This is a genomic window from bacterium (assembly GCA_024226335.1).
Classification (GTDB): Bacteria; Myxococcota_A; UBA9160; order SZUA-336; family SZUA-336; genus JAAELY01.
In genome coordinates, this window is sequence record JAAELY010000013.1 from 1 (window position 1) to 12,924 (window position 12,924).

Sequence of the window (12,924 nt, forward strand, 5' to 3'; positions counted from 1 at the left end):
GATCGCAGATCCGTAGATCCGCAGAGGGTCGCGCGACGCAGCGCAGGCGGATGCATCGCGCTTCGCAGCCGCAGCCTCCCTGTGCAGAGGTTCCCTAGCAGGCTGCGGAAGAACCCTGGACCGAGACACGCGAGTGGATTTCATTCGCGATCGAGGCGCTGAGGCGAAGCTGTAGTGCCTCTACAGCGAGTTTCAGCAACTCCGCTGCCTGCTAGGAGCAACCGGCCGGTGAGTAGGCCATGAGCCCGAGGAGTAGCACGGCGCGGATCGCCCAGGCGAACGCCTTCGAAACCATCAGGATGTAGAGCCACTCCATCGCTGGTCGAGCCCTCCAATCCCCAGTCTACACCCTCCGCGCGGTCAATCTACCCGAGCCTGCCAATCGACCTCAACGCGGATCCCCGGGCGGAAACAGTCTCGCATCTGCCACCGTCGCGGTCTCGCGCGGCTCTCCCTCGCAAACGCTGGCGATCACGGGCGTCCAGATCGGTGCCGAGGGCTCTGCAGGTTGCCGGTTCGGTACTCCCGGATGCGAGCCCAGGGGCCGTGAGGCCGCGCAGGTCATCCTCATCAATCCTGCAAGTCGGGGCACCTACGGCTGGCGCACTTCCAGACCGACAGCCGACTCGACGTGCTGGACTCGAACGTGACCTTCGGCTTTTTCAGCTGGGATCCATACGGCGATGGAAGCCCGCTGCAGCCCTCGCGCGAGATCGATATCGATGTCGATGTCGAAGATGGGCGCTCGGGCAATCCCGGCGATTCCAACAACGCCCAGTTCGTCGTTCAGCCCTATTCGACGCCGGGCAATCTCTCGCCGTGATTCGCGGCGCCCCCTGGTGCCATTTCCGACGGCGAACCTGCGAACCCGAGACACCCGAGAGACGGATTCGTTAGAATCAGGATCCCCATGGAGAGCGCAGACGGACACGACCGCATCCGTGCACAGCTGACCGCATATGTCGGTGGACAGTTGAGCGAGTTCGAACGTGCGCGAATTCGGGCGCATCTCGACACCTGCTCGGAATGCACCGCCGAACTCGATCGATCGCGCGATCTCGTGGGAACGCTCAGCGATGAAGATCCCGCGAGCTGGACGCCGTCCCAGGAGCGTTTCGACGATATCGTCTCGCGCATCGACGACCCGCCGAGCGAGCCCGGTGAACCGCCCGCGATACTCCAGCCAAAACGACGCAGCCCGCTTCGCACCGAGCGCCTCGCGATCGCGGGCCTGAGCGCCCTCGTTGCAGCCCTGGCGCTGGCCCTTTTTGGCGGCGGCAGCAGCAGTCTGACGCCCGACAACAGCACGCTTTCGGGAAGCCACGTAGGTAGCCTCACCGGGGCGGTCGCGAGAGTCACCTTCGATCACCGGATCCCCGAATCGCAGATGAGTTCACTGCTGCGCAGCGTCGACGCCACGATCGTGCACGGCCCGGATTCCTCGGGTCAGTACGAACTCGCAATCCCGAGCGGTGCATCCGTCGAAGACGTCGTGAACACACTGCGCGAGGATTCCGGCGTGCTCGAGGCCTACAGCCTCAACGATATGCGCTGACCCGGTTACCGCTCGCAGGCTGATGAGTTTCTGGGCGGCGACTGCTGAAGCCCTGGGCTGCACGGAATCTCCCGGGACCACAGCGTGGAGATCTCACCGGCACGCTGCCTGCATTGTGCACAGAGCATGGGTTCCATCCAGATTCCCCGGCTTTCGCCTCGCTTGTCCGCCACTGATGCGGGGTTCCTTTACCTCGAACGTCCGCACGCGCTGCTTCACATCGGCTCGGTGTTGATCGTCGAAGGTCGACTCCGAGCGCGCGAGGTCGCGACCCGCATCGAACACCGCTTGACCCATATGTGGCGCTACGCGCAGCGGCCCATGAGCGTGCCCCTGGGAGCGGCCCACCCGGAGTGGGTCGACGATCCGGATTTCGACGTGCACTCACACGTGCACCCATGGGCACTGCCCGCTCCCGGAGGCCAGGCCGAACTACACGAGTGCATCGAACACTTGCTGGCCCAGCCGCTGGAACGAGATCGACCGCTCTGGGAAGTTCACGTCATCGAAGGACTCGATGGTGATCGCACAGCGGTGTTCAACAAAGTGCACCACTGTATGGTTGACGGCATGGGCGGCGTTCAACTCCTGGAGCAACTGCTCTCGGCGAGCTGTGAAGACGCGATCCCGCACTCTCTGCCCGCGCTCCCCGGTCCCGCATCGAGCGCTGGCGGTCGCCTGCAGAACGCGCTGGCACACATGGTCCGCCGACAAACACGTTCCGCGGGCTCATTCGTGTCTGCGCTGCGACGCCCTTCCAGAGTACGAGCCTCGGTGGGACAATTGCTGAACGCGGCCTACTCCGCCGTGCAACTCGCTACGGCCGACATCCCCGAAATGCCATGGAACGCGCCGATCGGGCGTAGGCGCAGTCTGGCGTTCAGTCGCATGAGCATGCACGGGGTTCGCATGGTGCGCGACGCCCTCGGCGGAACGATCAACGACGTGGTCCTGTGCGCGCTGGCAGGCGGGTTGCATCGCTATCTGACGGCTTCGGGCATGAACACACGATGCCTCGAACTGACCGCGCTGGTACCGGTCAGCCTGCGCAACCCCGACTCTGATGAGAAGCTCGGCAATCGCATCTCCGCGATGCTGGTACCGCTCGCCGTAGACTTGAGTGACGAACGCTCTCGCCTATCGGCTACGCGAGCCATCACCGAGCGGCTCAAATCGAACCAGAGCTGGACTGGCATCGACCATCTACTGCAGATGATGGACGAACTACCGGCGGGCCTGGTATCGCTGGTCGGGCGCTCGATCCGAGGTACGCGCCTGGCCAATCTGGTCGCCACCAACGTTCCGGGACCGCGCGAGCAACGCTATCTGTGCGGACGAAAAGTCGAGGAGATCTATCCGATCGTGCCGATCGTCGATGGCATGGGTCTGGGCCTCGCCGTCTTCTCGTACAACGGAACGCTGTACGTCGGACTGAACGCAGACTCCGACCTGATTCCCGACCTGGACAAACTCGCGATGGCCATCGAAGAGAGCTTCGCCCGTCTCGTGAATACCGCCTGACGGGTGCGACTGAGCAGAGCCAGATCCGCTACTCACTCGACTTGTTTTTGGGCGCGCCGGGAATTCCACCGCCCAGGTGCGTTCCGGCCGTGACCCCTCCGTCCAGATTGAAGTCCGCACCGGTAAAGAAGGAACTCTCATCCGAAGCCAGAAACAGCACTGCATTGGCCACATCGGTCATCTCACCTCGGCGCAGGATGGGCTCCCCGCCACTCAACGAGACGCTCTTCTTCTCGCGTTCTCGCGAGAGCAATGCCTGGAGGGCATCCCCTTCGAAGCCCAGAGACTCGAAAACCATCTCGGGATTGCCCATTACCGGGTTGATCGAATTCACGCGAATTCCGTAGCGACCCAGTTCCAGCGCTGCGACTTTCGTCAGGCCGCGCACCGCAAACTTGCTGGCCGCGTAGGCCGCCGTTCCGGCCGCGGGATGATGCCCGCTGATCGACGACACATTGATGATCGAGCCACTACCCGCCGCTCGCATCGGCGCGATCGCCGTGCGTACACCGATAAATGTACCGATCGCGTTCACATTGAGTACTCGCGTGTAGTCCTCCACACTCGTATTCTCGATCGGCTCGAGGTGCAGGACCGCTGCGTTGTTCACGAGTATCGTCAACTCGCCGAACTCCGCCACCGCAAGATCGACTGCGGACTGCCACTGTTCAGCATCGGTAATATCCAGATGACAGTAGCGAGCGTTCTCACCGAGTTCCTCGGCCACAGGCTTGCCCCTCTCATCGAGGATGTCGGCAAGCACGACGCGTGCCCCCTCTTCGATCAGGCGCTTCGCGATGAGCGCACCCGATCCGCGCGCTGCGCCGGTCACGATCGCGATTTTCGCATCGAGACGTCCCACGATCAGCCCTTTTCGCCCGTCGCCGGTTGGGCGTGGAAGAGCGCCTCGATCTCGCAGATCTTCCCCTCCACCACCCGGAAGCGCTCGGCAATCAATACGGGCCGATCAGAGATCTTGACGTCGAGATCGTAGAACGCGACCGCCTGGTCCCCTTCGACGACCCATCGGACGTTGCGCACGCCGGTGATGATCTCCATCACCTCGTGAGACAGCGCCTCGATCAATGCCTGGCGGCCGTCTCCCGTGTTCTTGCCCTGCTCGATGCGCACGACGTCCTCGGCCAGGGGTACTTTTCCACCGTCGTGCTCGACGAGTCCGTGGAAAAGGTACTTCTCGGCCACCTCGACAATCGAATCACGCGTCGCCATGCCGGTCTCCTCCTCGCGGTCTGTGCCTCGATTGTGCCATGCCTCGAACAAGAGAACATCTGCGCAGGACGGAGTCGCTACAGCAATGGCGGGCCGAAAGGTAGACAGCCACGGGCGCTACCTGGGTTGATTCCCTGTTTGCCTGCGCGTGCGTAACTCTTTGACGATTCCCATGTGCTCGACCTCATTCAGCGCAAAGCGCGAAAACAAGATTGCGCCGAATACGTAACAGACCGCCGGAAGGAGGCCCACCAGTGCGCGCAATGTGATCTTCACGACTTCGCTTTGAGTCTCGGCGTTTGGCGCGTAGCCCGACGCCTGAAGAGCGAGTCCGGTGATACCGGCCGTGAGACCTGCAGCACCCTTGCGGATGAAATTCCAGAGCGCGGTGTAAGCACCTTCTTTTCGTTCTCCCGTCACGTACTCGTCGTAGTCGATCACGTCGGCCTGAATCGATGGCGCGATCACGGCACCACAACCTCCACCTACACCGAGCAGGAAGACCACGAAGAACATGAACACGAAATTCTCTTCGCTGGCAAAGAAGAGCAACGTGTAGCCAATGGCGAGGCAGATCATCGAAAACAACCAGAGGCTCTTCTTGCTGTACCGCCTGCCCAGCCGGATCCACATCGGAGTCAGGGCAAACTGGGGTACGAAATAACACAGAATGAAGACTTCGTTGAGATTCGGTGCATGCACGATGTACTGCACTAGATAGGGTGCGAGTAGACCGATGCTCGCGGCGCCAAAAGTTTCGACCCCGTACACGACGAGCAGTAGGCGACTGTGCGGGTTGCGCAACACGTCGGCGAAGGCTTTGCGAATATCGACCGCGCCACGGCCGCTGTAGTCTGCACGCTCGGGCAGTCGGGTAGCCGCGTAGAAGATCGTCGCAGCCATCAGGCCGCCACCTCCGAGCGAGACAGCGAGCGCCGCCGTGCGTGGCTCATCGGCCGTGCGCATCAGATAGACCGCACCCAGACCGGCCATCGACCCCGCGGCTGCGATGACGTGGCGGTAGCCGAAGAGTCGCGTGCGTTCGTGATAGTTGTCGCTCAACTCCATCCCGAGCGCGCCATAAGGCACCAGGAAGCAGGTCGAGGTGGTCTCGTAGAGAAGCAGAGCACTGCCCATCCACACCACGAGCCCCATCCCATCGAGCATCCACGGTGGCGACCACAGCATGATGGTGGTTACGCCGACCGGAACGGCCGCCGCAAACATCCAGGCCCGGCGCCGACCGCGCGCCGCAGTCGAGCGATCCGAAAGAAAACCGGCAATCGGATCCGAGATCGCGTCCCAGATCCGCCCCATCATGAACAACGTGCCGAACAACCCGGGCGCAATCAGGAGCACATCCGTACTGAACTTCATCAGCCAGATACTGAAGGGCATACCCATGAAGCCCATGCCGATCATCGGTGCGCAATAGGCGACGATGGTCGAGCGGCGTAGTTCGCCGGATGCTACGCGACTGGCGTCACTTCGGGGCTCGGGGCTGGCTTCGACCAAGGGGCGTATGCTTACACAGATCCGCGCAGGCGGGGCTTCGACTCACTCTGCGCCGGTCGATATCTTCGGCGGCAGTCCCAGGTGGAGGAAGTCAATAACCCCGTCTTCGAGGACCTGATCGCGAAAAACCAGGTCATAGGCCTGCAGACCGGAGTGCTCGAGATCTGCCGAGTGAAGAGGAAGCAGGCCAGCCGGCACCCTTACCGCGATCCCGAGCCCGTCCGAGCGGAACCCGCTGGGCAACTGGGGGCCGGAGGCCTGCGCCGGATGCTCGAAACTCGAAACCATCTGGGCTGTGAAAGCGAAACGCGCCCCAGCCGAGAACGCATCGGCCGTGATCTCGAGCGACTTCGGCCTGAGGTCCCGGATCTGCGTATCCCAGACCGAAGGAGTCTCCTCGAGATCCTCGTCGTCGAGATCGATGCCCGGGGATGCGTGTGCGAACGAAATCGCAGCGGCGCTAGCGCTGTACGGGCTCGCCGAGAACAAGACCGCGACCACCAGGGCCGCAAAGACGGTCCAGCACGAAGGCGATTTCGACAGCAGCCAGTGGCGGGTCGCGAGGGGATTCTTTGCGGGCACGCGGAGAGAGTAACAGAGACTTTCGCCTGGCTTCAGGTCGGGAGGAGCAGCGCAAGAAACCCCGCGTCACGGTGCTCCGTGCTCCGGGAAAATGCAAGTCAGTGCGCGCGGATGGCCCGCTCAATTGCGCATGCGAGCGCTTGGGCCTCGTAGGGCTTGTGCAGGAATGCTTCGAAACCGGCTTCGATCGAAGCTTCGCGGCGGTTCGAGTACGCCGAGATCATGATCGCGGGCGTTGCCCGCCCGTGGCGGCGCCAGAGCGACTCGACCAGGCGAAGTCCATTGATATCGGGGAGCTGGTAGTCCACGACCATCACATCGGGTCGCTCGACCTCGAAGCTCTGCGCGAAGTCGCGGCCTCTGTCGCGGATTGAGACGTCATAGGCATCGCCCAGCAGAATCGCGAGCGCTTGAGCCAGGTCGGGGTCGTCCTCCGCAACCAGAAGCCTGGGGCGAGCCAGGTCTGGCTGACTTTCGGGGACCGGGCACAGACGGGGGCCTTTTTCAGAAGAACAGGCCCCCCGGATATCCAAACACGTACTGATCGCCATCTCTTACCTCCGTTCCCTGGAGGGGTTCATCGGTGGCGACAGATTGGATCTTTAGCGGACATTTGTGCCATTAGCGGATTTTCGGAGCTAGCCGATGGTATGCCCATGGAGACGAAAGGCGCTCTCGATTCCCTCCAGCAGCACGTCCGCTTCGACGGGCTTCTGGTAGAAAGCTCGCGCACCGGCATCGAGGGCCTTCTTTTCGTTGTGCTCCGGATCTCTGGCCGAGAGAACGATCACCGGAATCGCAGCCAGATCGGGTCGGTTGCGGATGCGCTCGAGTACGACAAAACCGTCTCCGGCGGGCAGCCCCAGATCCAGAAGGATCAGATCCGGGCGCTCTTTCATCGCCTTGCGGGTTGCGTCGGCGCCATCGGCGGCGAACACGGTGTCGTAACCACTTGCACGAAGACGGGCGTCCAGTCCCATGCGAATATCGGCATCGTCATCGACGATCAGGATCTTCTTGCTCATCTGCTCCTGCTCCTTTTCGTAGCATCCAGTACGATCTCTGTTACGGCGCGCACTCGGGAGTGCGGATCAGTTTCTCCGGATATGGGAACCTCGATCACCTCGGCGGTCACTTCGAAACCCGCGTTCACGCTGTCCAGTCCGATACGAGCCATGGCCCGTGTGAGACGATTGACCAGGGATCGGACTCCATCACCCTGTGTAGCGGCGACGATGAAGAAGTTCTCCGAGAGCCCGGCTCCATGTGAACGAGGAAATAGTGCGTCTCCGTAGCGAAGCACAGCGTCGCTGTGGATCTCGTAGGCCTTGTCGAGCAAAGCGGTCTGGATCGGCACCGTCGCATTGAAATCGAGCGGGCGAATCCTCGTGGTCACGAGGCTCACCGTTTCGTTGGGGTGGGCATCCAGCGGAAAGACGACCGGGTAGAGCAGCCCCGCAACCGAAAACAAGGGGAGCGTGAAGAGAAATGTGCTGCCCTGGTCTACGACACTCTGAGCCCAGATGCGGCCGCCGTGTCGCGTGACCAATTCCTTGCAGATGTACAGACCCAGCCCGATCCCCTTGCGACAAGCCTCGAGATCCTCTTCCTGGTGCATGCGTTCGAATATGCGCTCCAGGGCGGCAGGTTCGATGCCACGGCCCGTGTCCTTGACCCAGACACGCAGGAATTCCGGGTCTTCGGGATCGATCAGCGATCCGACTTCGACCTCGCCCCCTTCCGGAGTGAACTTGATTGCGTTGGTCACCAGATTGGCCACCACCTGGCGCACCCGCCCGTCGTCGGCGAGCACTCTGGCGCCTCCCTCGGCAAGCTCGGTGCGGATCGTCAGTCCCTTCTCTGTGGCCGCCTGGTGCAGGCCTCCTACCGTTTCTTCGATCGTGGCCTCGACGCGAAGCGCAGTCGGGGTGACGACGAGCTTTCCGACTTCGGCGCGCGTCGCCTCCATCAGATCCTCGATCATGTCGCGCAACTGATTCACGTTCTTCATGAGGATCCCGACGTAGTTCTTCTGGTCGGGCGTCAGCGGTCCCGCGATCTCATCGCGCAAGATACCGCCAAACTGGTGAATCGCGGTGAGCGGCGTGCGCAATTCGTGCGAGACGTGCGAAATAAACTCGTCTTTCAGTTCCAGCTGGCGACGTTGCGTTTCTTCAAGGTGTTTGTGAATCGTGGCGCGCTCGATCGCATAACGAATCGCCCGATCCAGCCAGTCCTGGGGGAACTCCCCCTTGACCAGGTAATCCTGCGCCCCGAGCCTGACGGCCTGTACCGCCAGCTCTGAATCATCGCGCCCCGTCATGATGATGATCGGGATGTCCTGCGCCTCGGACAGTGCGTGCGCCAACAACGCTTCATTGGCCACGTCGGGAAGACCGAGATCGAGAAGAATCACATCGTGGTGATGGCTGTAGATCTCGAGACGCGCTCCGTCCCAGGTGTCCACGTGTGTCACCTGGTAGCTCTTCGGAAGCATCCGCGTCGTGATCAGTGCGTCTGCCGGATCGTCTTCTACCAGCAGGACGCGGACGGGCTCGGCAGACTGGGTACCGGCTGTCTCGGGCATGGGAAACCTCGACGCACTGCCCCCCCATACGGCGAGCAAGCTCTAGAAGATCCCCCCGGACTCCCGAGGCCTGTATCGACTCGATTCCGCCAAATATGAATTTTTGCTGTATTTAGGTACTCGCAGACACCCGGACCGAAGGACCTGCCCCGTGCTCTCCTAGAATTGCGGCGGCGCGGGGACTCCCGCGATGTAGACGTGCACCGCGTGGAGAATGCCAAACACCACGATCGCCCCGACCAGCGGCTTCCACTCGCCCGCCATCGGCAGAGGATCGGGTTTCTGCCAGGCGCCGTCCCGGCGATTGATGAAATGGATGGCCACGATGGCCCAGGCGCCGAGACCGCCGAAGAGCACGAGCGAGCGCAGATCACCGTTCGCGACTAGGTGGGCGACGGACCAGGTCGCCACCGCTGTCAATTGGGGGTGTCGGACCAGACGCTTGAAGTTGCTGGGCAGTCCCGCGACTGCGAAAAGAAAAAGTGCGCCGAAAACGAGTATGGGCGCCACCGTTCGACTCCAACCGGGTGCTCCGTAGACAGGACTCGGCACAGTCGAGCGCCAGCCGAAGATCATCAGCCCCATGGAGACCAGGATCGTCAGCGCGAAAAGACCCTGGTACGCCTGACCGAGTCGCTCGATGAGGCGCGCGCGTTGCGAAGCCCCGGCGCTCGGCAGGAGATGCGCTCCACTCCACAAGAGAACTCCTAGCAAGAGCCAGATCATGATTCCTCTCCTTCTGTTTCGCCTCTGCCTGGACAGAATGCGGATTCCATCGAGTAAACAGTTCTGCCAGCCGGGCACGTCAGCACTGCGGCGAGTTCACTACTCGACAAGCGCATCTCCGGCGAGGCCGATCTCGGTAGCGACTTCACGCATTCCCTGGATCGTTTCAGCGATGAGATCGCCGATCTCCATTTCGATCATCATGGCGCCGCGCTCGATGATCGAGCGATCGACACCGGCTGCAAAGCGGGCGTCCTTCCACTTCTTCTTGACCGATTTCGGTTTGATGTCGAGGACACTGCGGCTCGGACGCACCAGGGCCGTAGCCGCGATCAGACCGGTGAGTTCGTCAACCGCGTAAAGACAGCGCTCCAGATCGCTTTTCGGCTCGACGTCACTGCAGATCTGCCAGCCATGACTCGCGACTGCACGCGCAATTTCGTCTGGGAAGCCGCGTTCGCTCAAGATGGTCACGGCGCGCTGACAGTGTTCCTCAGGAAACATCTCCCAGTCCAGATCGTGAAGGATGCCGCAGATACCCCAGAGTTCGGAGTCACCTCCGCGCTTGCGCGCAAAGTGGCGCATTACGCCTTCGACGGAGAGAGCGTGCTTTCGCAACGAGTCCGTCGCGTTGAACTCGCAGAACAGGGACCAGGCATCGGCACGAATGGGAATCACGAGGCCGAGCATGCCACAGTGCGAAGAAACGATCCACGAGCTGAAACACCCGCCTGCGAGAGAGAATTTCGGCGTGAATTCGCCGGTCCGAATCGACGAACCTGGGTTGATCCCCGCGGCGATCAGTCCAAGAATTCGCCTACTGGGAGGTTCGGATAGACAGAATCAAACGCGCTCGCTATTCACGCCCTGAACCCATCACAGTTCGCCTGCGAAGCCGTTGATTTCCCGTCTTGATTTCACATACTCGCATAACATACTTGTCGATTATTCCGGCTCCTATTCTCTTGCGACAGACGAGCTTTTCCATAACGAGCGAACGTCAATGACGTCCTTGGTGCGACACATGAACTCGAGATACTCCGAAGCCCGAGTAGCCATGGCCGCGGCGATCACCGCGGCGGCCGTTCTGGTTCTCGATCTGTCCACGCCTCTTGGGATTGCCGGTGGAGTGCCGTATGTGGCGCTCGTTGCCATCGGTTGGTGGTTCCGCGAGAAACGGGCCCTCGCCTACCTGGGTTTGGCCGGGACCGCACTGACCATCACCGGGCATTTCCTGTCGCCAGATGGCGGCATTTTCTGGGTGGTCATGACCAATCGCGCCTACGCGATCCTGGCGATCTGGATGAGTGTGGGAATTCTCTGGCTGGCCCGGACCCACTTCACGGAAGCGCAGAGAATCGGAGAAGAACTGCAAGACGCCAATGACCAATTGCATACCTCCGTCAGGAGAACAGAGAAGGAACTCGAATTGCGACAGATCGCGCAACGCCGGCTCTCCAGTCGAGAGAAATCCCTCCGAAGATCAAATGAAGAACTCACGAGATTCGCGCATGTTGCATCGCACGACCTGAAGGAGCCGCTGCGCAAGATACGAACGTTCGGAGACCGTCTGCTATCGGGTTTCGGGACATCTTTGGGCGAACAGGGAGCTGACTATCTCAATCGCATCCTCAGCTCCGCCGAGAGAACGTCAGACCTGATCGAGGATCTTCTGGCCTTTTCTCGCGTCAATCGTCCCGACAAAGCGTTCGTAGAGACAGACCTGAACCGCATCATGGGCGAGGTCGTGTCTGATCTCGAGGTTCTCATCAGCGAAACGGGCACGACGATTGACGTTCGCGAGTTGCCGACGCTCAGAGGCGACAAGGCACAACTCCGCCAGCTGTTTCAGAACCTGATCAGCAATGCAATCAAGTACCGCAAATCCGACGTCCCTGTGGAGATCCGCATCGCCGCTGAGGCCGGAAAACGAGAACTCCCATCCGACGAGATCGAAAACTACGTAATCCGAGTCGCCGACAACGGCATCGGTTTCGCTCAGGAACACGGGGAAAAGATCTTCGAAGTCTTTCAGCGCCTGCACGGCCAGCTTGAATACTCGGGGACGGGTGTGGGACTGGCGATCGCGAGACGCATTTCGGAACGGCACGGGGGAACGATTGCAGCCGAAGGCGAAGCAGGCGTGGGAGCGGTCTTCATCGTCACATTGCCCGTATCCGGCGACATCGAAACCGATTGGGAGGACTAGCCGAGCCGTTACGCGCCACGCGAGCAGGCCTACGACTCGGGGTCCCCTTCATTCCGTCCGCGCAGCGCCAGATCTACGGCTCCGAGCCGATTTTCGTCTCCGCGGCGCCCCCCACCGTGTGAGGCCATAACGAGGAAATCCGCAAACGCGGCCTCCATCGCGGCACTATAGCCCTGGATATCCTGCGCCTTGTTGACGGCCAGTTTCGACATGCGCAATACGGTCCGACCGTTTCGTGCCACTCGATGCGCGTAGGCACGGGTCTCAACCTCGAGTTCTTCACTTGAATAGACGCGGTTCACGAAACCCAGTTCGCGAGCTTCTTCAGCCTCGAGAAAGCGGCTCTCGAAGATCAGTTCCTTCGCCTTTCGAGGGTGGATATCCCACGGGATCGAAAAATACTCGACCAACCCGGCGAGAAAACGCGCATCGGGGCTTGCGAAGACGAGGTCCATTGCAGCCGCAATCATCCAACCGCCGAAGATGCAATAGCCTTGCACCATCGCAATCGTCGGCTTGGGGAGATTTCGCCACTTGAGCGTGTAGTCGAGGTTGTACTTGCGGAAATTCTCGTAGAACTCGATGCCGCGCGGTGGGATTTCCCTGGCTTCCTGGTCCGCCTTTTGCTCGGGAGTACCCAGATCGTGTCCGGAACTGAAGTGCTCTCCGGCTCCCCTCACGACCACGACGCGAACATCGGGGTTCGCCATCGCCTCATCGAGGCGAGCGTCGAGCGCGTCGAGCAGGGCCCAACTCTGAGCATTTCGATAGCGAGGGCGGTTGAGCGTGAGGATCGCGATACGCTCGTCAACCTCGATAAGAACATCGTCCGTGGCCATCCGCACCTCCAGATCGGGCCAGTCTACGACAGAGCGTGCTTTCAAGGGGCTCGGCGCCATATCCTGCTCGGGCTGAACTCGACGAAAAAGCGGGCTTTTCAACGGACTGCTAGGCTGAGTCGATGAGCGAAATTCGACCCGAAGAAATTCAACCCGAAGA

14 protein-coding genes are annotated in these 12,924 nt (G+C 61.2%); 4 read left to right on the top strand and 10 right to left on the bottom strand.

Annotated elements, in window-relative coordinates; genetic code table 11:
• The first annotated feature begins 646 nt into the window (after positions 1-646).
• The 3 genes from GY725_00425 (at position 647) to GY725_00435 (ending at position 3,076) form a co-directional block, all read left to right on the top strand.
• Positions 647-823 (top strand): hypothetical protein, encoded by a 177-nt coding sequence (locus GY725_00425; protein ID MCP4002634.1) that lies wholly within the window; start codon positions 647-649, stop codon positions 821-823.
• An 87-nt stretch (positions 824-910) separates the two neighbouring features.
• Positions 911-1,555 (top strand): hypothetical protein, encoded by a 645-nt coding sequence (locus GY725_00430; protein ID MCP4002635.1) that lies wholly within the window; start codon positions 911-913, stop codon positions 1,553-1,555.
• Positions 1,556-1,717: 162 nt separating this feature from the next.
• On the top strand, positions 1,718-3,076 hold the full coding sequence (locus tag GY725_00435; GenBank protein MCP4002636.1) for a wax ester/triacylglycerol synthase family O-acyltransferase: 1,359 nt from the start codon (positions 1,718-1,720) through the stop codon (positions 3,074-3,076).
• Positions 3,077-3,104: 28 nt separating this feature from the next.
• Here GY725_00435 and GY725_00440 read toward each other — a convergent pair whose 3' ends face one another.
• The 9 genes from GY725_00440 to GY725_00480 form a co-directional block, all read right to left on the bottom strand.
• A complete protein-coding gene (locus tag GY725_00440; GenBank protein MCP4002637.1) occupies positions 3,105-3,938 on the bottom strand; it encodes a glucose 1-dehydrogenase in 834 nt (277 codons plus the stop codon).
• A 2-nt stretch (positions 3,939-3,940) separates the two neighbouring features.
• Positions 3,941-4,306, bottom strand: coding sequence for a hypothetical protein (locus GY725_00445; GenBank protein ID MCP4002638.1), 366 nt, complete (start codon positions 4,304-4,306; stop codon positions 3,941-3,943).
• Between the two features lie 117 nt (positions 4,307-4,423).
• Positions 4,424-5,821 (bottom strand): MFS transporter, encoded by a 1,398-nt coding sequence (locus GY725_00450; protein ID MCP4002639.1) that lies wholly within the window; start codon positions 5,819-5,821, stop codon positions 4,424-4,426.
• A 42-nt stretch (positions 5,822-5,863) separates the two neighbouring features.
• Entirely contained in the window at positions 5,864-6,403 is a 540-nt protein-coding gene (locus tag GY725_00455; protein ID MCP4002640.1) for a hypothetical protein, read from the bottom strand.
• A gap of 98 nt (positions 6,404-6,501) precedes the next feature.
• On the bottom strand, positions 6,502-6,954 hold the full coding sequence (locus GY725_00460; GenBank protein ID MCP4002641.1) for a response regulator: 453 nt from the start codon (positions 6,952-6,954) through the stop codon (positions 6,502-6,504).
• 87 nt (positions 6,955-7,041) lie between these two features.
• A complete protein-coding gene (locus GY725_00465; protein ID MCP4002642.1) occupies positions 7,042-7,428 on the bottom strand; it encodes a response regulator in 387 nt (128 codons plus the stop codon).
• A complete protein-coding gene (locus tag GY725_00470) occupies positions 7,425-8,990 on the bottom strand; it encodes a response regulator (GenBank protein ID MCP4002643.1) in 1,566 nt (521 codons plus the stop codon). Before GY725_00470 ends, GY725_00465 begins: the two co-directional genes overlap by 4 nt.
• Before the next feature lie 159 nt (positions 8,991-9,149).
• Positions 9,150-9,716 carry an NnrU protein gene (locus GY725_00475; GenBank protein MCP4002644.1) on the bottom strand — a complete coding sequence of 189 codons (567 nt, stop codon included), beginning with the start codon at positions 9,714-9,716 and terminating at the stop codon, positions 9,150-9,152.
• Positions 9,717-9,815: 99 nt separating this feature from the next.
• Positions 9,816-10,406, bottom strand: coding sequence for an HDIG domain-containing protein (locus tag GY725_00480; protein ID MCP4002645.1), 591 nt, complete (start codon positions 10,404-10,406; stop codon positions 9,816-9,818).
• A gap of 313 nt (positions 10,407-10,719) precedes the next feature.
• Here GY725_00480 and GY725_00485 point away from each other — a divergent pair, with 313 nt between their 5' ends.
• Positions 10,720-11,925, top strand: a complete 1,206-nt coding sequence (locus GY725_00485; GenBank protein ID MCP4002646.1) for a hypothetical protein — start codon at positions 10,720-10,722, stop codon at positions 11,923-11,925.
• A gap of 29 nt (positions 11,926-11,954) precedes the next feature.
• Here GY725_00485 and GY725_00490 read toward each other — a convergent pair whose 3' ends face one another.
• On the bottom strand, positions 11,955-12,809 hold the full coding sequence (locus tag GY725_00490; protein MCP4002647.1) for an enoyl-CoA hydratase: 855 nt from the start codon (positions 12,807-12,809) through the stop codon (positions 11,955-11,957).
• Positions 12,810-12,924: the final 115 nt, after the last annotated feature.

Excerpts from the sequence above, each read along its gene's own strand:
- GY725_00465 (MCP4002642.1), bottom strand. The coding sequence starts at position 7,428 with ATGAGCAAGAAGATCCTGATCGTCGATGACGATGCCGATATTCGCATG.
- GY725_00485 (MCP4002646.1), top strand. The coding sequence starts at position 10,720 with ATGACGTCCTTGGTGCGACACATGAACTCGAGATACTCCGAAGCCCGA.
- GY725_00445 (MCP4002638.1), bottom strand. The coding sequence starts at position 4,306 with ATGGCGACGCGTGATTCGATTGTCGAGGTGGCCGAGAAGTACCTTTTC.
- GY725_00430 (MCP4002635.1), top strand. The coding sequence starts at position 911 with ATGGAGAGCGCAGACGGACACGACCGCATCCGTGCACAGCTGACCGCA.
- GY725_00470 (MCP4002643.1), bottom strand. The coding sequence starts at position 8,990 with ATGCCCGAGACAGCCGGTACCCAGTCTGCCGAGCCCGTCCGCGTCCTG.
- GY725_00460 (MCP4002641.1), bottom strand. The coding sequence starts at position 6,954 with ATGGCGATCAGTACGTGTTTGGATATCCGGGGGGCCTGTTCTTCTGAA.
- GY725_00475 (MCP4002644.1), bottom strand. The coding sequence starts at position 9,716 with ATGATCTGGCTCTTGCTAGGAGTTCTCTTGTGGAGTGGAGCGCATCTC.
- GY725_00480 (MCP4002645.1), bottom strand. The coding sequence starts at position 10,406 with ATGCTCGGCCTCGTGATTCCCATTCGTGCCGATGCCTGGTCCCTGTTC.